Source organism: Campylobacter sp. 2018MI13 (assembly GCF_018501135.1).
Classification (GTDB): domain Bacteria; phylum Campylobacterota; class Campylobacteria; order Campylobacterales; family Campylobacteraceae; genus Campylobacter_E.
This window is the reverse complement of the sequence record NZ_JAHCZC010000026.1, coordinates 1-20,651: the sequence shown is the minus strand read 5'-3', so window position 1 is coordinate 20,651 and position 20,651 is coordinate 1. Positions and strand designations below refer to the sequence as shown.

Below are 20,651 nucleotides of genomic sequence, written 5' to 3'. Positions count from 1 at the left end.
TCACACAAGCTCCAAAAAGTATAGAAATTACCAAACAAGTTTATAAAAAATTTGCTTTTTATATATTATCAATGGTAAAAAATCAAAATATAAGCCAAGAAAAATTATTAAAACAAATAAAATTATTCAAAAACGAAGAATATTTACAAGATTTATTAAGTGCTAATGCAAAAATAGTTTTTACAACAGCACATTATGGATATTGGGAGATTTTGCCATCTGCTGTTGCTATTAAGTATAATTGTAAAATTAATATAATTGGAAGAGCCTTAGAGAGTGCAAAAATTAATGCCATACTTACTAAATATAGAGAAAATTTCGGAGTAAAACTAATAGAAAAAACAAATGCTTTAAGACCTATGATTAAGGCTTTAAACAATAATGAATTAGTAGGAATTGTAAGCGATCAAGACGCACATATTAAAGAAAGTAGCGAGTTTATTTTATATGGTAGAAAAGTTACTCAAAGCAATGCAGCAAGTCTTATAGCTAAAAGGTGTGATGCTTATTTATTGCCTGTTTATATTTATGAAATTAGCGATGGTTATTGTATAGAGTTTTTTAAGCCATTAAAGGCTAGTGAAAAAACAATAGAAGAACTTAGCTTTTATCAATTAGAATGTACGAAAAAAATGTGGGAAAAAAATCCTAGCGAGTATTTTTGGTTTCACAAAAGATTTAAGACATTTTATGGGGATGAGTATTGAAAATTTTTATATATTTACCTAATTGGCTAGGCGATGCTATTATGGCTGCTGGTGCTATTAATGCTTTAATTAAAAAATATCCTAATGCAAAAATTACTTTTTATGGAAGTTTTGTAGCTTGTGAGCTTTATAAGGATTTAGGTGAAATTGTAGTAGAGATAAAAAAACAAAGATTAAAGCAAATTAAGGCTTTAAAAGAAGAATTTGATTTAGGAATTTCATTTAAAGCAAGTTTGTCATCTAAGTTTTTGTTATTTATATTAAATGCTAAGAAAAAATTTTATTTTAAAGCAAACAAAAGTGATAATACTCATCAATTTTTAAAATATTTTAATCTAATAAAGCCACTTGGATTAGACGAGCAATTAAACACAGCTTTACCTTTTAAAAAGCTTAAAACAAGAAAACTAATAGGAATAGCAGCTGGTGCTAATTATGGTGCAGCTAAATGCTATGAGCCTAGTTATTTTGCAAAAATTGCTAGCACTTTTAAAGAGCATAAAATAATACTTTTTGGGACTAAGAATGAAGCTGGAATTTGTAATTTTATTGAAGATGAACTTAAAAAATACGATATAAAAGCCATTAATTTGTGCGGTAGAACTAATATTAAAAGATTGGCTTTAGCAGTTTCTAGTCTTGATTATTTATTGGCAAATGATAGTGGAATTATGCATTTAGGTGCTAGTTTTAATATAAAAGTTCTAGCATTTTTCGGAGCTACAAATATTAAACAAACTTCACCATTTTGCAAAAATGCAAAAGTTTTTAGTATCAATTTAGCCTGTTCGCCTTGTATGAAAAGAGTATGCCCTTTAAAGCACCACAATTGTATGAAACAAATGACACCTGAATTTGTATTAGAACAAATGAGATAAATCAAGTCTTTTTATTTCTTTAAAGAGTAAAATACTCCTAAAATTATTCAAAGGAGATTTTATGAAATTTAATGTAATTTATGAAGTAAAAGATTGGCAAGGTAATTCAAGTGAGTTAAAAATAACTCCAATTTATGATGATGAAGCAAACAAAGAAATCCAAATTATTTTACCAAAAGGTAAAATTATGCAAGAGCATAAAGCTCCAGGAGTGATTGTGGTTCAAGTTTTAAAAGGGGATATTGAGTTTATAATTGATAATAAAAGTATAAATCTAAAAGATTTGATGAGTATAAAAGTAGCTGCTAATATTAATCATAGTTTAATTGCTAATGAAGATAGTATAATTAGACTAAGTCTTGCAAAAAATGATAATTTTAGTAGGGTAAAAAGCGTTCAAATTGATTAATACTTTAGAGGTTTTTCAACCTCTAAATAATTAGCAAGAATATGTAGTTTTAAATTCGTATGCAGTTGGGCGTTGTTCTACTGGCCAAACTTGATTTTTAAACTTCATATGTTGATAATCTTGTATGCAAACATCAGTAAAAGCAGGTTTTAAATAAGCATTATCACGGATTAAGCTCTCTAAAGCACCCCTTAGAGTATGTGGTAATTGTTCTATTCCTTTTTCTCTAATTTCATCAAGGCTTAATTTAAATAAATTCTCATCCATAGGTCCAGCTGCAGTAAGCTCATTTTTAATTCCATCAAGTCCTGCTAAAAGCATAGATGAAAATGCCAAATACACATTACTAGAACTATCAGGAAAACGCATTTCAACTCTAGCACTTTTTTCGTTAATTCCATAAGGCACTCTACAACTAGCTGAACGATTTTGACAAGAGTAAGTTAGAATTGATGGAGCTTCAAACCCTGGGATTAATCTTTTATAAGAATTAGTAGTTGGATTTGTAAATGCTGTTACACTTCTTGCGTGTCTTAAAACCCCACCTATATAATGAATTGCAGTCTTGCTAAGTCCTGCATAGCCACTTTTATCATAGAATAAGTTTTTGCCATTTTTAAATAAGCTCATATGAACGTGCATTCCGCTACCATTATCAAGATGAAGTGGTTTTGGCATAAATGTAGCAGTTTTGCCATTTAGATGAGCTACCATTTTTACTACATATTTATATATTTGAACATTATCAGCAGCTTCTACTAAAGTATTAAACTTAACCCCGATTTCTCCTTGACCTTGTGCGTTTTCGTGGTGATGAACAAAGCATTCAATACCAACACGCTCTAAAACTTGAACCATTTCAGCTCTTAAATCTTGCATACTATCAACAGGAGGAACTGGAGTATAACCACCTTTTCTTCTTGGGCGATGACCGGTGTTATAAGCGTCTTCATAATGCTTACCATCATTCCATTCACCTTCTTCTGTGTCTATTTGATACATAGCATAATTCATTGTATCTACGATTTTAATATCATCAAAGATGAAAAATTCATTTTCAGCACCAAAATACGCAGTATCAGCAATATCGCTACTTTCTAGCATTTTAAGAGTTCTTTTTGCTATTGTTCTTGGGCATTTTTCATAAAAATCATTTTTATAAACATCAAAAATATCACAGATTACAATAACGGTATTGTCGCTTGTAAATGGGTCAATAAAAGTTGTTGTAACATCAGGGATTAATATCATATCACTTTTTTCAATTGGTTGCCAGCCTTTATATGAGCTTGCATCAAAAGGAATTCCATTAGTAAGTGTATCTTTTGTTACACTTTTCATAGTGTATGTATGATGATTCCAAGTGCCATCAAGAGAAGTAAATCTAAAATCTACAAACTTTATTTCATTGCTTATGCAAAAATCAAAGAATTCGGTAACATTATTTACAAATTTAGCCATTTTTTTAACCTTAAGTTAGATTTGATTAGCTATGATTTTAGCTAATATTTTTTAATTAAGTATTATTTTAAGGAAGAAAAATAATGACGCAAGAAGAATTAGATGCTTTAATGGCTGGTGGGCTTGATGATTTTGAAGATGAAATTGTTAATGATATAAAAGAAGAAGTTGTAGAGCCTAGTGAAGCAATTGAAGATTTAGAAGATGAAGAATTGAGTTTAGAAGAAGAATATAAATCATATAGACCAGATTCAAGGAAATCTTGGCCACCACCACCACCAACAGAAGATCATAAAGTTGTAAATCAATTAGATGATGTAACTCGTGATAGTGAAGTTAAAGCTACTGAATTACTTGAAAAAATTGAAACAATGATGGATTATTTTGCAACTGCTGAAAAGATTATAAAAACCTTTAAAAAATCAGTTCAAAATCAAGTTGAGTTATTTACAACTTTAAATGAGAAATTTCCTAATGTTAATAAATTTAGTGAATGTTTAGCTGAATGCAAAGAACAATTAGCAAAAATTGATGAAGCATTAGATAATTTAGCAATGGGACAAGATGAAGCTATGATGGCAATGGACGCTATGCAATATCAAGATATTCATAGACAAAAAATTGAGCGTGTAATTAATGTAATGAGAGCATTATCTAAGTATATGAATAGCTTGTTTGAAGGCAGGATTGATGATGAAAAAAGAGTTAGTAGTGCTGTTCATATTGAAGGAGATAGCACAGCTGATTTGGTTACAAATGATGATATTGAAGCATTAATTGCGTCATTAGGTAAAAAATAATGCTAACTCCACAAATAATTGCTCCAGCAGGTAATTTAAAAAAATTAAAAATTGCTGTAAATTATGGTGCTGATGCTGTTTATGCAGGACTTTCATCGTTTTCTTTACGCTCTCGTGCTGCTAAAGAATTTGATGAAACTAGCTTTGCAGAAGGTATAAAATATGCTCATAGCAAAGGTGTGCAAGTTTATGCAACGGTTAATGGTTTTCATGTGAGTGCTCAATTAGAAGGTCTTAAAAGACATTTAGCCTTACTTGCTGAGTTAAAACCTGATGCGTTAATAATCGCTAGTATAGGTGCTATGAGATTAGCAAAACAAATAGCTCCTAATATTCCTATCCATGTTAGCACTCAAGCAAATATTTTAAATTATGAAGATGCTTTAGTTTATAAAGAATTAGGTGCAAAAAGAGTTGTGATTGCTAGAGAATTAGGCTTAAAAGATGCTTGTGATATAGCAAAAAATGCAGATATTGAAATAGAAGCATTTGTGCATGGTTCAATGTGCTTTGCTTATAGTGGAAGGTGTTTAATATCAGCAGTTCAGAGTGGAAGACGCTCAAATCTTGGTGCATGTGCTAATGATTGTAGATTTCCTTATGAATTATATGCGAAAAATCCAGAAAATAATGCTTTATTTAGAATAGTAGAAGATGATTTAGGAACACATATTTTTAATTCTAAAGATTTAAAGCTTGCTAATTATATAGATAAAATTATGGAAAAAAATGCCATAAATGCCTTTAAAATAGAAGGAAGAACTAAGAGTGAATATTATGTAGCTTGTGCAACTAGAACTTACAAACAAGCTGTAATTGATACTTTAAACAATCAATTTGATGCAAAAAAATATGATGATGAGTTAAATACTTTAAAATCTCGTGGATTTACTGATGGGTATTTAATGGCTAGACCTTATGAAAAAGATGATACTCAAAATCACGAAACTTCAATAATGCAAGGCACAATGCAAGTGCATGGGTTTAGTGAAAATGGTAAAAGCATAGCTAGTAAGGGAATTATTAAAAAAGATTATGAATATGAAATATTTGCTCCATTAAATGCAAATATTGAATTAGTAAATAATGAAATAGGCGAAATTTATAAGCGTGATGATAAATATTTTTGTAAATTTAAAAAGCTTATAAATGAGAATAACAAAGAATTTGGCGAATTACATAGTGGCAATATAAATGAGATTTTAAGCCCATCTTTATTGCCAGAATTTAGCTTTTTAAGAGCATAGGAGTTTTTATGCAAACATATCTTGAACTTAGTGAATTTTGCAAATTAGTTCATTTGAATGAAGAAGTTGTAATGGCTATGATTAAAAGTGGTTCATTAAAACACAAATATGAAAATGAAAAGCTTTTAATAGAAGCAAATGCGGGAACTTTTGCAATCGTTCCTGTAAAAGATAAAAACATAGAAGTTCAAGATATTGCAAATACCCCTGCAGGTAATTTTATAGAAAAGACAATAGGAACTATTCTTAATCTTCACGAGAAAGTCTTAGATGCAAAGGATGAAACTTTAGAAGTTTTAAGGGGTGAAAATGCCTTTTTAAAAGAAGCACTTTATTCTATGCAAGAGCTTTACGATGAAGATAGAAAAGTAATAGATACTCTAAATAAAGAATTAGAATTAGCTAGAGAAGAAATTGAATATCTTAAACGCAAATATAAACTGATGTGGAATAAAGCTGTAGAAAATTATCAAAAAGATATTAAAGAATAAAAATGAGAAAATTATTATTATTTGTATTTATTAGCGTGTTTTGTTTTGCTAATCAAGGTTTAGAGTATTATAAAAATAAAGAATACGAAAAAGCTGCTAAAATTTGGGAAAAAGAATGTGCTAAAGATAATTTTAAGTCTTGCAGTTTTTTAGGTTATATTTATAGTCAAGAAAAATATGTAAAGCAAGATTATTCAAAAGTAATTAAATTATTTAAAAAAGCTTGTGATGCAAATGAGTTTGGTGCTTGTTTTGGTTTAGGCTGGATATATAAAAATGGAAAAAGTATAAAACAAGATGACAAAAAAGCAAATAACTTATATGAAAAAGCTTGTAATGCAGATGTTTTTGAAGCGTGTTATAATTTAGGTAATTCTTATTATATTGGACAAGGTGTAAAGCAAGATTATAGTAAATCAATCAAGTTGTATGAAAAAGCTTGCGATGGAGAAGTTTTTAATGCTTGTTATAATGCTGGCGTTTCGTATAGCGAAGGAAAAGGCGTAAAACAAGATTACAATAAAGCAATTAAATTATATGAAAAAGCTTGTGATGGAGAATATCCTATGGCTTGCAATAATTTAGCTCTTGCTTATTTTAATGGCGAAGGTGTAAAAGAAGACTATAATAAAGCGCTTAAATTAAGTAAAAAAGCTTGTGATTTAGGCGAGCAGATGGGTTGCTATAATTACGACATACTTAATCAAATAAAGTATTAGAATTTAAATCATTCATTATAGATTTAAATTCCACATAATAATTTGCGTAAAATATACTTTTTTTTATTACAATCAATAATATTACAAAAAGGAGAAATTATGAAAGTTTTATTAATTAAAGATGTAAAAGGCTTAGGTAAAGCCGGAGAAGTTAAAGAAGTAAAAGATGGTTATGGTCAAAATTTCTTAATTGGTAAAGGTTTTGCAAAAGTTGCTAGTACAGAAGTGCTTAGAAAACACGCAAGTGATTTAAAGAAAAAAGAAGAGCAAGACAGATATGAGCTTGAATTAATGAATAAATTAAAAGATAGTTTAGCTGATAAAAAAGTTATTATTAAAAAACAATTAGGTGCTAATGGAGCATTATTTGGTGGAGTTACAAAAGATGAAATTTCACACGCTATTAAAGAGCAATTCAACCTTGAACTTGATAAAAAAAGCATTCAAGATTATGCTATTAAAGCAGAAGGTGAGTATAAAGTGAGTGCAAAATTAGGTCATGGCATTGTTGCTGAATTTGTAGTAGTGGTAAAAGGTGCTTAATGTTTCACGCTACTACGATTTTAGCTTATAAAGGAAAAGATGCTTCAGTAATTGGTGGTGACGGGCAAGTTACTTTTGGAAATACGGTTTTAAAGGGTAATGCAGTAAAACTTAGAAAGCTTTATGAAGGAAAAGTATTAGCAGGTTTTGCAGGAAGCACTGCTGATGCTTTTACTTTATTTGATATGTTTGAAAAAATGCTTGAGAGTAAAAAAGGAGATTTAGAAAGAGCTGTTATTGAGTTTTCAAAAGAGTGGAGAAAAGATAAATACTTAAGAAAACTTGAAGCTATGATGATAGTTTTAAATAGAAAACAAATCTTTTTATTAAGCGGGACAGGCGATGTAGTTGTGCCACAAGATGAGTGCATTTGTGCTATTGGAAGTGGTGGAGCATACGCACTTAGTGCTGCAAGAGCATTGCATAATCATGCGAATTTAGATGAATTAACTTTAGTTAAAGAAAGTCTTAAAATTGCAGGAGAGATTTGTATTTATACAAACACAAATATAACTACTTATGAATTAAGGGATTAAGAATGCAGATGTTACCTAAAGAAATTGTTGAATTTTTAGATGAATATGTAATAGGTCAAGAAAAAGCTAAAAAGGTAATTGCTATTGCTTTAAGAAATAGATATAGAAGATTAAAGCTTGAAGAAAGTATGCAAGATGATGTTGTTCCTAAAAATATTTTAATGATAGGAAGTACAGGTGTTGGTAAAACAGAAATTGCAAGAAGAATTGCTAAATTAATGGGCTTACCTTTTATTAAAGTAGAAGCTAGTAAATATACTGAAGTTGGTTTTGTTGGTCGTGATGTAGAAAGTATGGTAAGAGATTTAGCTAATGCAGCTTTAACTTTAGTAAAAAACGAGCATTTAGAAAAAAACAAATCAAGATTAGCTGAACTAATAGAAAATAAAATTTTAGAAAAATTATTACCGCCATTACCAAAAGGTGTTAGTGAAGAAAAACAAGCAGAGTATGAAACTAGCTTAGAAAAGATGAAAGAGCGTCTAAGAAATAAAGAATTTGAAGATAAGGTTATAGAAATTTATGTAACCCAACGCTCACTTGAGACAAATCCAAATCTACCACCAGAACTTGCAAGTATGCAAGAGATGGTAAAAGTAATTGGTATTGCTGATAAAAAAGTGAAAAAAGAGTTAAAAATTAAAGACGCTAGAAAAGTTTTAGAAACTGAATTAACAGATAGTGTTTTAGATAATGAAAGTATTAAAGATGAAGCCTTAAAAAGAGTTCAAAATGAAGGAATAATCTTTATTGACGAGATAGATAAAGTTGCGGTAAGCTCGGGTAATTCAAGCAGACAAGACCCTAGCAAAGAAGGTGTTCAAAGAGATTTATTACCTATCGTAGAAGGTAGTGTAGTAAATACTAAATTAGGTAATGTAAAAACTGATCATATATTATTTATTGCAGCAGGTGCATTTCATTTAAGTAAGCCAAGTGATTTAATCCCTGAATTACAAGGTAGATTTCCACTAAGAGTTGAGCTTGATAGCTTGGGTGCTGATGAATTATATGAGATTTTAACAAGACCTAAAAACTCACTTTTAAAACAATATAAAGCCCTTTTAGAAACTGAAGGAGTTAATTTAGTGTTTGAAGATGATGCTATTAAAAAAATTGCAAAAATAGCAGCACAAGCAAATGAAAGTATGGAAGATATAGGTGCTAGACGCTTACATACTGTTATTGAAAAATTAGTAGAAGATATTTCTTATGAGTGTGATAAATACAAAGATAAAGATTGTGTAATAGATACAAAATTAGTTGATGATAAATTAGGCTCTATTATAGAAAATCAAGATATAGCAAGATATATTTTATGAAAAGCGGTTTTGTAAGTGTAATCGGCAGAACAAATGCCGGTAAAAGCACAATGATTAATTCTTTACTAGGCGAAAATATTTGCCTAGTATCACATAAAGAAAATGCCACAAGAAGAAAAATGAATGTGGTAATAATGCACGATGAAAATCAAATAATATTAATAGATACTCCAGGCCTACACGAAAGCAATAAGAATTTTAATCAACTATTAATAGAAGCTGCTAAAAAGAGCTTAGATGAGTGTGATTTGATTGTATTCGTTATGAGTATTTTTGATAGTTTAGATGAATATAAAAAATTTTTAGATTTAAAGCCAAAGGTTGAGCATATTGTAGTTATAAACAAAGTTGATTTGGTTGAACCTAAAAAATTATTGGATAAATTAGAAGAATTTAATAAATTAGATATTGTTCATAATATCATTCCTTATTCATCAAAAAATAAATTTTATAAAAATAAATTATTAGATGAGATGGTAAAGTATTTACCAGAACACCCATATTTTTTTGACCCAGAATTTAGCACTGATAAAACAACTAAAGATGTTATTAAAGAATTAATAATAGAAAGCATTTATCAAAATCTTAGTGATGAATTGCCATATTGTTGTGAAGTGTTAATTAATAAAATTATAGAAAAAGATAATTTTTTAACTATTTATGCCGATATTATTACAGATTCAGAAAATCATAAAGCAATGCTAATTGGTCGAAATGCTAATACAATTAAGCGTATTGGAATAGTCGCTAGGAAAAGAATTGCTGAAGTTTTTTTATTAAAAATTAACTTAAAGTTGGTTGCAAAAGTTCAAAAAAAATGGTACGATAATGAGAACTTTTTAAAAAAAGTAGGCTTAAAACAATAAAAAATAAAAGGTATTTAAATGGCGAAAACAGCGAAAAAAAGAGAATTGGTCGCTTTTGATTCAAGTACAAAAAAACTCTATAAACTTGCTGATAATGTCCTTAGTGAAATTACCGTTAAGGAAAAAAGCAATTCTGCTTACAATATTACCTATATGCCAGGTGAAAATGTAAAGTATGCTTCTGTTGAGGTTCCAAACGATACAGATGAGGATGAAATCAGTATAATTACAAACAAAACTTATGAAGTGTTAGAATTAGATATAGACAAGGATTATAAGATATCTTATAGTATTTCTAATGCTAGTATGGGAATTAATACAGTATATAATGTATTTGTAGTAGAAAATGAAAAAATTGAAACAGAATTTAAAGATGTAGCTAATAAGCTTCAGTATATTGATTATATAGATATTGAACCATTGATGTATCAAAATTATTATACAAGCAAACTTATAGAAAGTGATGGAGTTCAAGTATTTATATATTTTCATAAAACATATACAACACTTACCGTGTATAAAGATGGAGAATTAATAAACTATAAGATTATTAATAAACTTAGCATAGATATGTTGCATGGTAGTTTTTCTCATGATTTAGGAGAGAGAATTCCTGAACATATGTTTTTAAATGAATTATCAAAATATGGTTTTGACCATGTAGATGATGCAAAAAGAGTTTCACTTAATAAGGTTTTAAGCGAGTCTTTTAAATTCTTAATTAACAATTTATCTTTAATATTAAGAGGTGCTCAATTAGATAATGTTACTATTACAAAAGTATTTGTAGGAACTGATATTGGGTTAAGTCAAAATTTCTTAAAAAAAGTTGAAGTATTGTTTTCTTGCTTTAGGTGTCTTGATGATGATATTATACTTGAAACTATGCTTAATAATAAAGTTGAAATTGGAATTAATAGTCTTGAAGTAGCAGAATTTGTTAATATCCATAAAATTAAATATGATTTATTTAAAAATATTAGAAATTTTACCGTTGAGGTTAATACACCTTCTGAATTTACAACTACTCCTGAAAAAGAAGGCGGAGAATTAAGGATTAATCCATTTGTTTTATTAAGCTTGTTAAGAGCTAATGAACAATTAAAAATGCCAAATGATGTATTTAACATATCTACATTCTTAAGACCACCACCTTTTGCGAAGAGATATTCTGGGAAGTTAATTTTATCAATTTTGGCTGTTATTGTATTGGCTAGTATTTATCCTATATATAATTATATAAATGGTAAATTTATTGAAGTAGAAGAAAGAGATACTAGTGAAAAAATTCCTGCTAAACAAACAGAATATACAAGAATTGATAATGAAATTAAAAACCTTGAAAGTAGATTATCTAGTTTATCAGCTGAAGTAAATGAAGCTAGAAGAACTTTAGAATTTAGATATACACTTTTAGATAATATTTATGATAAAAAAGTTAATTATCTATCAAAAGCTAGTGCAGCTACAAAAATGGCTAGCATCTTAAATCAAAGCAATATTAAAGTAACAAGTATGTCTTTTGATAATGATATTATAAATGTTAATTTAAAAGGAACTTCAACAGGTATAACTTCATTCTTAAAAGAAATAGGTGCTGATGATACTTATAGTATTGAATCAAGAGATGTATTGATTAAGATATTAAATCTTGATGATAAAGATAAAGAGCATGAAAGTAATATTGTAATAAAGGTTTTAAGATGAAACAAGGTAGTATTTTTGATAAAATAGATAATTATTACGAAAAGCAGCCTAATACTAATATATTCTATATGAGTATATTTATGTGTGTATTTTTATTTGGTTATTTAATCTATGATTATACATATGAGAGTTCAGAGCAGTATGTGGCAGAACAAACAGAATTATTAAATAAAGCTAAAGAAGAGTTAAGAAGACTTGATGATTTTATTGAAAGAGAAAAGCAAAACTCAAGAATACAAAAATTAACACAAGATATCATTAGCGAAGAAAAAGCAAGAAAAGAAATCAGTGATGAGAATATGTATTTTGATGATAAATTAAAAGAAGCATCAAAATTATTATATAATCAAAAAAATTGGTCTGAGTTTATGGCTAAAATTAATGAATTATCTAAAAAATATCAAGTAGTTTTAGGTGATGTAAGAAGTAGTGTAAATGATTTGGTAAGTCAAAAAGTAGAAGAAGTTTTTAATGTTCAATTTTCTTTAACTGGTAAATTCCAAAATATTTTACATTTTGTAAATAGCTTAGAAAAATCAATTGATGTTGTAGATGTAAATATGCTTAAACTATACAAAATTGAGCCTACAGATAATCCTAATAAGGATAATAATGGTGGCGAAAATAACAAAGTTTATACAAATGACATTCAAGCTGATGTTAAAATCTCAATATGGGGGATTAAATATTAATGAAAAAAGTATTATGTATATTAGTTTGTATTCAAGCAATTTTTGCTATGACAAGAACAGAACTTGACAATAAATTTAATGAATTAGTTCAAGTTAGAAATACAATAGACTATCTTGAAATTACAAAAACAAATGATCCTTTTTATAAGGACAAAATCAAATCAGACGAGGTTATAACTTTTACTTTATATGCTATTGTAGATAAAAGAGTGAAAATCAATCAAAAATGGTATGGTTTAAACGAAATAATTACTGCAGGTTATAGGGTAGTTAGTATTAATAATGAAAGAGTTGGTCTTTCAAATTCAATTAATTATGTAGAACTTAATTTAAAGGATAATCAGAATGTTCAAATCAGTGTTAAATAAAACTATTATATCTTTAAGTGCAGCGCTAATGCTATCTAGCTCATTAAGTGCAGCAGATTGCTCAAAAAGAGCTTTTGATATTAAAGTAAATAAAGAAGATACTTCAGCTTACGAAATAATTAATCAATTATCAAAAGTATGTGATTTTAGTGTAGTTTATAAAGATTCATATTCAAAAGGAATATTGAGTACTAGACAAGATGGAATAAGCATTAAAAATATGCATATTAATGGCATTTTTGATTTGCTTATTGCTGAACAAGGTTTAGATTATGATTTTTCAAATAATATCTTAAAAATTCAAGGTTTAAATACTAAAACATTTAAATTAGATTATATTACTTCAGTTCGTAAGGGTAGTGCTATTACTAAGGCAAATGTTGAATCTCAAGCAAGCAGCAGCGATAGCAGTAGCTCAAGTTCAAGTTCAGGTTCAAGTTCAGATAGTGATAATATGATTGAAACTAAAGAAGAATTTGATTTTTGGAAAAACATAGGCAAAGAGATTTCAGAAATAGTTCAAAATTCAGGTCAAAATATTCCTATTACACCTCCTACAATCAATGCTAATGCAGGTTTAATCACAGTTACTTCAAGTAATGAAATTTTAGATAGGATTGAAACTTATTTAAATCAAGTTCAAGAATCACTTAAAAAACAAGTAGTAATTGATGTTTCAATTATTGAAGTAAGCCTTAATAAATCTCATAAAACAGGTATAGATTGGACACAATTTAATTTAGGATTTGATACTACCGGAGCATCTCTTACAAATCTTATTGGAAACACTGCTAATGGCACTATTATTTTAACTGATAAAAAAAATACTTCTAATGTATTTTGGGGTAAAACCGATAAAGGTAGATGGCACGGAGATGAAAATATAGCTATTAATATGGGTATTAACCTAACAGGTATGATAAATTTTCTTAAAGAAAGTGGAGATGTTAAAGTTGTTTCAAGTCCTAAAATCGCAACTTTAAATAACCAACAAGCATTAATCACGGTTGGTGATACATATAATTATAAATTAAAAGGAAGTAGCACAACTACAGATAGTGGTAGCACGGGTGATGCTGATGAAGAAAAATCAATTTTCGTAGGTATTTTATTAAATATCTTACCTGAAATATCAGATGATAATAAAATTATGCTAAGAATTAATCCAAGCATTAGTGAGCTAATAAATATTGAAGATAAAAAAGTTAAAGATGGCTATAGGGTTGTTGCTCCAGATACAAAACAAAAGAAATTATCAACAGTTGTTCAAGTAAGAGATGGAGAGACTATTGTTTTAGGTGGTCTTATTACTGATTCTGAATTATTTAGTAAAAATGGAATTCCGGTATTACAAGACATTCCTTTATTAGGAAAATTATTTGGCTCTAAACAAAAATCAAAAGAAAAAACAGAATTAGTGTTTGTTATCACTCCGCATGTTGTTGATTTTACTAAAGATAAAGAAGAAGTAAGAAAATCTTTAGAAGATTTAGGATACTCTTTAGCACTAGATTATAAAGAAGATTTAAAACCTACTGCTACTAAAAACTTATTTAAAGAAAAAGCAGAAGAATTTGATTCAATAAATAATGTTGAATAAGGGTTGCTATTGAATAAATATACATTAGCTAAAGAATTATTTATAGACAATTTAGAAAGCCTTAGATTTATCAATCTTGATAAATCTAAGATTGCTTATCATAAGATTATAACTTCATTAGAAAAGCCTCTAAAATTAGTATTGTTTTATGGTAAGCCAGGTTGTGGTAAGACTTTTTTATTAAATAAAATAGAAAAAGATTTAAAAGAAAAAAATAAAAAGATTATATTATTAGAACAGCCATTTTATTCAGAATCAGGATTTTACACAGAGTTGCATAGAAAAATTTTTAATGAATATATAGAGATTGAAAAATACGAAGATTTTTTAAGAATTTTTAAAGATAAAGTTACTCAAACTCCCGAAGAATTAAAATACGATGGATATATGGTAATGCTTGATGAAGCTCAAATGTATCCTAATATATTAATAGAAAAAATTAGACTACTATCAGATACTAGAATGTTTAAATTCTTATTTACAGTTCATAAGACAATTGCTGATGAGGATATTTTAGCTCAAGAGCATTTTACTACTAGAATTTGGGAAAGTATTGAACTTAGTGAATCTAGTGAAGATGAAATTAAAACTTATATTAATAAGAAATTAGAAACTTTAAAGAATGGTTTGGATAAAGGATTTTTTAGTAATAAAAATTATAAGTTTATATATAGCGTTACTAAAGGAAACTTAAGAACTGTTAATATGTTATTGTATAAAGCATTTGAAATATATGAATTTTACGAGCAAGAAAGATTTAGTGAGTTTAGTAATCCAAAAATCAATGAAAAAGTATTAGAAATGGCTGCTCTTGATAAAGGTTTATTAAATGCTTAATTTACATGAAGTTATAGAATTAGAAAATAAATGGAAAATTTATTCAAGTAAGAAAAAAAAGAAAAAGTATATCTTTTTATACATATTAGCTTTTATTATATTTGTTATTTTTATATCTGCTTTAATATATTTTGCATACTCAAAAGGTGCTAGCGAATTAGAAACTAATGTAAAAAAAAGTAATAATGAAGTTAAAAAGATTATAAATGATACTAAGGTTAAATTGGAAAAAGAAAAAATATTAGATAATAAAAATATTATCAATAAACCAGTAGAAGTAATTAGTAATAAGCCAGATAATGATAAAAAATTAGTAGATATGCCTAAACAAGAAGAAGTTAATACTACTACTTTATCAGATACTACAAATAATGAAACTATATCATTAAGTATTATGAATATAGATGTTAAAAACTCATCTTTTAAATCAAATACAAGTGAAACAAAATCAAGTAATATTAAAAATAATAACATTATTAAAAATATACCTAAAAATATAGAAACTAACACAATAGTTATTACTGATTTAAATTCTAAGGCTACACCTAAGGTAGAAAGCAAAAAAGAATTAGATGATTTAGAATATTTGAAATTAAAATTTTCTGAAACTAATAGTATATATTTTGCTTTAGATATAGCTGATGTATATTATTCTAAAGGCGATTTTAAAAACGCTAGAGAATGGGCATTGACTGCAAATAAATTAGATGTTAAAAACGATAAATCTTGGGTTATGTTTGCAAAAGCAAGTTATAAGTTAGGTTTAAAAGAGCAAGCTATTAATTCTTTAACTAATTATTTAAATTCTAATAGCTCAACTCGTGTTAAACAAACTTTAGACTTAATTAAAGAAGGTAAATTATGAGAAAAATTATTTTTTTATTAATAGCTTTAAATTGTTTTGCTATTAGTTTAGCAGATATTAATAAAGCTATTGAAAATCAAGAATATTCAAAAGTATGCAATAATTTAGTATATGATTTAGCTGTAAAAAATCAAGATGATGGATTGATGAATTTGTATGGTATTGCATGTTTAAGAACAGATTATATAAACAAACTATCAGCTGTTATTATTGCACTTAGAAATTCAAAAGAAGCAAGAGCTAATGCTGTTTACTATTCAACTATTTTATATAAGAAAAAATTATTGCATTCAGCACTAGTTGATAACCTTAATATAAGCTCTATTAAGCTACCTAAGTGTGATTATATTTTATCTGATATTTATGATGATTATATATCAGGTAATTATATAAAGGAAAATGATAAATATATTTTTAGATATAATGATAAAATCTATGAAATGAGTTTGAGATTTGATAAACCATTTACTAAGATGGTTTTAACTATTTTAAATTCAAACAATCAAATATTAGAAGTGAAAGAGTACTGGTAATGGAATTTGTAGATCGTTTAGGAGTTTTAGTATATAGAAGAAAAATGGAATTAAAAGACACTATTATGTCTTTTGAAAATCCACAAGATAAGTTAAATTATTTAAAAAGCGTTTTAGATGAAAGCACATTAGAATCTTTATTGATTGACCTTTATAAGACTAATGGTATTACTTTAGATGATATTGCATTACATTTTGAAATAGGTAATAAAGAATTTTTAGAAAAGATTGCACAAAAATTAAGATTTGAATATATAGATTTAGATTCAGTTGATATTAATTATAAGATTTCTGAAAAAATTCAGTATTCAGTTTTATCAAACTATGGATTTTTACCTTTTAAAGAAGATGAAATTAATTTATATGTAGCATATAAAGAACCATTTAATTTAGAAACTCAAGATAAAGTTCAACATTTATTTAGTAGAAAACTTGTTAAAAACTATGTCGCACATCCATCTCAAATTGATAGATATTTAAGTAAAATTCAATTAAATGAAAGCATAAAAGATATTATCAATGATATTAGAAAAGAGTTAAGCTCTGATCCTACAATGACTGGTGGAGAGCAAGATAGCTCTGGAATTTTAAAATTAATTGAAGTTATCCTTAGAACTTGTATTGTAAATCGCTCAAGCGATATTCACATTGAACCAACCGAGACAAACTGCATTGTTCGTGGTAGGATTGATGGTATGCTAACTGAAATATTTATTTTTGATAAAGATATATATCCACCAATGGTTTCTAGAATGAAACTTTTATCAAATATGGATATTGCAGAAAAAAGAAAACCACAAGATGGTAGATTTTCTGCTAGGGTTTTAGATAAAGAATATGATTTTCGTATTTCAACATTACCTATTATAAATGGCGAAAGTATAGTTTTAAGGATACTTGATAAATCAAAGATTTTAATTAGTCTAGGCAATCTTGGAATGCACCCTACAAATCTTGAAAGATTTCAAGCAGCAATGCATGCACCTTATGGGATTATTCTTGTAACTGGTCCAACGGGAAGTGGTAAAACAACTACTCTTTATGCTGCGCTTAATGATATGAAAAGTGTTGAGACTAAAATCATCACGGTTGAAGACCCTGTAGAATATCAATTAAATTTAATTCAGCAAGTGCATGTTAATGAAAAAGCAGGGCTAACATTTGCAGCTGCACTTAGGTCTATTCTAAGACAAGACCCTGATATTATAATGATAGGTGAGATTAGGGATGCTGAAACATTAACAATTGCTATTCAAGCAGCACTTACAGGACACTTAGTATTTTCAACTCTTCACACGAATGACGCAGTTTCAGCCGTTACTAGGATAGTTGATATGGGGGTTGAGCCTTATATGGTTAGTGGTGCATTAACAGCAATTGAAGCACAAAGACTTGTAAGAAAGCTTTGCCCTAATTGCAAGCAAGTTACAAAATTACCTGATAATTTTTATTCAAGAATTGAAAAGTATGTAAAAGAAGTAGAAAATCCACAATTTTATAAGCCTGTAGGTTGCCCTAAATGTTCTCAAACAGGCTATACTGGTCGTGAAATGATAAGTGAAATTCTACCAATCAGCGATAGAATTTCTTCTATGGTTGCAGCGGGTGCATCTAAAGAAGAGATTAGAAAAGTAGCTTATGAAGAAGGTTTTGTTGATATGTTTCATGATGGTATAGTAAGAGCTGCTAAGGGTGTTACTAGTGTTGATGAAGTATTAAGAGTTGCGAAAGAGTAATAAATGAAGAAATTTCAAGTTGAGTATATTAGTAAAGGACAAAAAAAGGTCTTAACTCTAACAGCACAAAGCAAGGCAAGTGCTGTTGAACAAGCTAAAAATAAAAATTTAGGTCGTATAGTAAAGGCTGGCGAAGTTCAAACCGTTTCGCTAGGAAGTGCTGTTGATAAATTAAAAAATTTATCTTTTTTTAAACCTACTATAAAATTACCTGATTTGATTGCTTCAATTAACCAATTAGGTGTTATGGCTGGTGCTGGTATTTCTATCCATGATAGTGTGAGAGAAGTTGCAAATTCAAGTGCAAATAAAAGGGTAAAAGAGATTTTTTCTAAAGTTTATGAGGACTTGAATGCTGGTCTTAGTATAAGTTTATCACTTGAGCCATTTCAAGCTGAATTAGGCGATATTACACTAGCTATGGTTAAGCTAGGTGAAAGCACTGGTAAATTGGGTGAAAGTTTAAAAAAACTTGCAGAAATTTTACAAGAATTATATGACAATCAACAAAAGTTTAAAAAGGCTTTAAGGTATCCTATAATAGTTGTTACAGCTATTGCTATAGCATTTACTATCTTAATGCTTGTTGTTGTTCCGCAGTTTAAGGAGATATTTGAACAATTAGGGGCTAATTTACCACCTGCTACCAAGGCTTTGTTATTTATTGAGCATACTTTAAGAAATTATGGGATATATGTTTTAGTTGTGCTTATTGGTGGGATATTTGCTAGTAAAAGATTTTATGGAATTAATGATAATTATAAAGCTTTAGTTGATAGATATGCTTTAAAAACTTATCTAATAGGAAAGATTATTTTATTTGCTACTATGAGTAGATTTAATCTTATTTTTACAGAGCTAGTAAGAGCAGGTATTCCTATTGCAGATGCACTTGATACTTCACTTAGAACAATATCTAATACAACTATGAAAAATAAATTAAATGCTACTAAAGTTTCAATTTCAAGAGGGCTTAGCTTAACTGAATCTTTTAAAGAAACAGAACTTTATGAGAATATGCTTATTCAAATGATTAAAGCAGGTGAAGCCAGTGGTCAATTAGATGCAATGCTTGAAAAAGTTACTGGGTATTATAAGGAAAGATTTAATAATATTATAGATAACCTATCAAGCTATATTGAGCCAATTCTTATGTTATTTATTGCTGGTATGGTTCTTTTCTTAGCACTTGGTATTTTTATGCCTATGTGGGATTTAGGAAGCGCTGTAAAAAGCTAAATAAAATCTTTAGTCAAGAATTTGACTAAAGATAATACATTTCTTTATTAGTTTGAATTTACAATAATTTAACTAAGTTCTATACAATCACTAAGCTACAATATTTTTTAATTTGATAAATAGTTTTAATTTTAATGAATTAAAATAATCTTTGTAAGCTATTTGGTTTATAATATAAATTATAGATTTTGATAAGGTTTTATCTGTATTAGTAATTATTTAAAGGAGTTAAAATGACTAGAATATTAATGATTGAAGATGATTTAGAATTAGCAGAAATTTTAAAAGAATATTTAGAGCAATATGATATGAAAGTTGATATTGCTGATGAACCATATATTGGATTGTCAAAATTAAATCTTACTACATATGATTTGATTATATTAGATTTAACATTGCCTGGAATGGACGGACTTGAAGTATGTAAAGAAATTAGAAAAAAATATACTAGTCCAATTATAGTATCATCTGCAAGACACGATATAAATGATAAGGTAGAAGCTTTAGAATTAGGCGCTGATGATTATTTACCAAAACCGTATGATCCAAAAGAATTAAAAGCTAGAATTACATCACATTTAAGAAGATTTGAACAAATTCAAATAAGTGCAAACGAGCATAGCAACAAGACTTTAGAATATGATGAATTTAAACACGCTATTTATTTTAGGGGCAAAGAATTAGTTTTAACAAATGCAGAATTTGATATTTTAAGTTATTTAATTAAAAAAGAAGGTGGTGTAGTTAGCCGCGAAGAATTAATTTACAATTGTTCTTCAATTAATGAAGAAAGTTCTAATAAAAGTATAGATGTAATTATTTCTAGAATAAGACAAAAAATTAGTGATGATAGCAAAACTCCAACTCATATTCACGCAATTAGGGGAATTGGTTATAAGCTAACACAATGAAATCTAGTATTTTTTATGTAATTACTTTTATTTTTATATTAGCTACTTCAACTATAGGAATGGCGTTTATTTGGTTGATTAATTATGATAAGGATAATTATTCAAACGAACTAAACGCTAGATATTCTTACTTAGCGAATTTAAAACTCCAAGAATTAAATAATGCAATTACTGAAGATGATTT

The 20,651-nt window shown here is 27.9% G+C and carries 22 protein-coding genes and 1 pseudogene; 22 read left to right on the top strand and 1 reads right to left on the bottom strand.

Annotation, left to right across the window (positions count from 1 at the left end; genetic code table 11):
* The 3 genes from KJQ99_RS04110 to KJQ99_RS04100 all read left to right on the top strand — a co-directional run.
* The coding region (locus KJQ99_RS04110) for an LpxL/LpxP family acyltransferase (RefSeq protein ID WP_214150111.1) at window positions 1–707 on the top strand (707 nt) is incomplete at its 5' end.
* Window positions 704–1,585 carry a glycosyltransferase family 9 protein gene (locus KJQ99_RS04105; RefSeq protein ID WP_214150110.1) on the top strand — a complete coding sequence of 294 codons (882 nt, stop codon included), beginning with the start codon at window positions 704–706 and terminating at the stop codon, window positions 1,583–1,585. The genes KJQ99_RS04110 and KJQ99_RS04105, both read left to right, overlap by 4 nt.
* Window positions 1,586–1,646: 61 nt before the next feature.
* Window positions 1,647–1,994, top strand: a complete 348-nt coding sequence (locus KJQ99_RS04100; protein WP_214115761.1) for a cupin domain-containing protein — start codon at window positions 1,647–1,649, stop codon at window positions 1,992–1,994.
* A 30-nt stretch (window positions 1,995–2,024) separates the two neighbouring features.
* Here KJQ99_RS04100 and glnA read toward each other — a convergent pair whose 3' ends face one another.
* Window positions 2,025–3,455 (bottom strand): type I glutamate--ammonia ligase, encoded by a 1,431-nt coding sequence (glnA, locus tag KJQ99_RS04095; RefSeq protein WP_214115760.1) that lies wholly within the window; start codon window positions 3,453–3,455, stop codon window positions 2,025–2,027.
* 83 nt (window positions 3,456–3,538) lie between these two features.
* On the opposite strand from glnA, the gene KJQ99_RS04090 reads away from it, so the two are divergent.
* The 19 genes and pseudogenes from KJQ99_RS04090 to KJQ99_RS04000 all read left to right on the top strand — a co-directional run.
* The gene (locus KJQ99_RS04090; RefSeq protein ID WP_214115759.1) at window positions 3,539–4,255 is read left to right on the top strand and encodes a chemotaxis protein; all 717 of its coding nucleotides are present in this window, start codon (window positions 3,539–3,541) and stop codon (window positions 4,253–4,255) included.
* Window positions 4,255–5,502, top strand: coding sequence for a peptidase U32 family protein (locus KJQ99_RS04085; protein WP_214115758.1), 1,248 nt, complete (start codon window positions 4,255–4,257; stop codon window positions 5,500–5,502). The genes KJQ99_RS04090 and KJQ99_RS04085 overlap by 1 nt, the downstream gene beginning before the upstream one ends.
* A gap of 8 nt (window positions 5,503–5,510) precedes the next feature.
* The gene (locus KJQ99_RS04080) at window positions 5,511–5,993 is read left to right on the top strand and encodes a DUF3972 domain-containing protein (RefSeq protein ID WP_214115757.1); all 483 of its coding nucleotides are present in this window, start codon (window positions 5,511–5,513) and stop codon (window positions 5,991–5,993) included.
* 2 nt (window positions 5,994–5,995) lie between these two features.
* On the top strand, window positions 5,996–6,712 hold the full coding sequence (locus tag KJQ99_RS04075) for a tetratricopeptide repeat protein (protein WP_214150109.1): 717 nt from the start codon (window positions 5,996–5,998) through the stop codon (window positions 6,710–6,712).
* A gap of 99 nt (window positions 6,713–6,811) precedes the next feature.
* The gene (gene rplI / locus KJQ99_RS04070) at window positions 6,812–7,255 is read left to right on the top strand and encodes a 50S ribosomal protein L9 (protein ID WP_214120108.1); all 444 of its coding nucleotides are present in this window, start codon (window positions 6,812–6,814) and stop codon (window positions 7,253–7,255) included.
* Entirely contained in the window at window positions 7,255–7,791 is a 537-nt protein-coding gene (hslV, locus tag KJQ99_RS04065; RefSeq protein WP_214115754.1) for an ATP-dependent protease subunit HslV, read from the top strand. Before rplI ends, hslV begins: the two co-directional genes overlap by 1 nt.
* 2 nt (window positions 7,792–7,793) lie before the next feature.
* Window positions 7,794–9,113, top strand: coding sequence for an ATP-dependent protease ATPase subunit HslU (gene hslU, locus KJQ99_RS04060; RefSeq protein ID WP_214150108.1), 1,320 nt, complete (start codon window positions 7,794–7,796; stop codon window positions 9,111–9,113).
* A complete protein-coding gene (gene era, locus KJQ99_RS04055) occupies window positions 9,110–9,979 on the top strand; it encodes a GTPase Era (RefSeq protein WP_214150107.1) in 870 nt (289 codons plus the stop codon). The genes hslU and era overlap by 4 nt, the downstream gene beginning before the upstream one ends.
* A gap of 18 nt (window positions 9,980–9,997) precedes the next feature.
* Window positions 9,998–11,686, top strand: coding sequence for a hypothetical protein (locus tag KJQ99_RS04050; RefSeq protein ID WP_214150106.1), 1,689 nt, complete (start codon window positions 9,998–10,000; stop codon window positions 11,684–11,686).
* Window positions 11,683–12,378 carry a hypothetical protein gene (locus tag KJQ99_RS04045; RefSeq protein WP_214120104.1) on the top strand — a complete coding sequence of 232 codons (696 nt, stop codon included), beginning with the start codon at window positions 11,683–11,685 and terminating at the stop codon, window positions 12,376–12,378. The genes KJQ99_RS04050 and KJQ99_RS04045 overlap by 4 nt, the downstream gene beginning before the upstream one ends.
* The gene (locus KJQ99_RS04040) at window positions 12,378–12,746 is read left to right on the top strand and encodes a hypothetical protein (RefSeq protein ID WP_214115749.1); all 369 of its coding nucleotides are present in this window, start codon (window positions 12,378–12,380) and stop codon (window positions 12,744–12,746) included. The genes KJQ99_RS04045 and KJQ99_RS04040 overlap by 1 nt, the downstream gene beginning before the upstream one ends.
* Window positions 12,724–14,346, top strand: a complete 1,623-nt coding sequence (mshL, locus tag KJQ99_RS04035) for a pilus (MSHA type) biogenesis protein MshL (protein WP_214150105.1) — start codon at window positions 12,724–12,726, stop codon at window positions 14,344–14,346. The genes KJQ99_RS04040 and mshL overlap by 23 nt, the downstream gene beginning before the upstream one ends.
* A gap of 9 nt (window positions 14,347–14,355) precedes the next feature.
* The gene (locus tag KJQ99_RS04030) at window positions 14,356–15,183 is read left to right on the top strand and encodes an ATP-binding protein (protein WP_214150104.1); all 828 of its coding nucleotides are present in this window, start codon (window positions 14,356–14,358) and stop codon (window positions 15,181–15,183) included.
* Window positions 15,176–16,048, top strand: coding sequence for a CDC27 family protein (locus KJQ99_RS04025; RefSeq protein WP_214150103.1), 873 nt, complete (start codon window positions 15,176–15,178; stop codon window positions 16,046–16,048). The genes KJQ99_RS04030 and KJQ99_RS04025 overlap by 8 nt, the downstream gene beginning before the upstream one ends.
* Entirely contained in the window at window positions 16,045–16,581 is a 537-nt protein-coding gene (locus tag KJQ99_RS04020) for a hypothetical protein (RefSeq protein ID WP_214115745.1), read from the top strand. The genes KJQ99_RS04025 and KJQ99_RS04020 overlap by 4 nt, the downstream gene beginning before the upstream one ends.
* Window positions 16,582–16,625: 44 nt before the next feature.
* The gene (locus KJQ99_RS04015) at window positions 16,626–18,317 is read left to right on the top strand and encodes a GspE/PulE family protein (RefSeq protein ID WP_442862245.1); all 1,692 of its coding nucleotides are present in this window, start codon (window positions 16,626–16,628) and stop codon (window positions 18,315–18,317) included.
* 3 nt (window positions 18,318–18,320) lie between these two features.
* A complete protein-coding gene (locus tag KJQ99_RS04010) occupies window positions 18,321–19,556 on the top strand; it encodes a type II secretion system F family protein (protein WP_214115743.1) in 1,236 nt (411 codons plus the stop codon).
* Between the two features lie 233 nt (window positions 19,557–19,789).
* Window positions 19,790–20,467 (top strand): response regulator transcription factor, encoded by a 678-nt coding sequence (locus KJQ99_RS04005; RefSeq protein WP_214115742.1) that lies wholly within the window; start codon window positions 19,790–19,792, stop codon window positions 20,465–20,467.
* Window positions 20,464–20,651 (top strand): annotated as a pseudogene (locus KJQ99_RS04000) (ArsS family sensor histidine kinase); the annotation flags it as partial. The gene KJQ99_RS04005 and the pseudogene KJQ99_RS04000, both read left to right, overlap by 4 nt.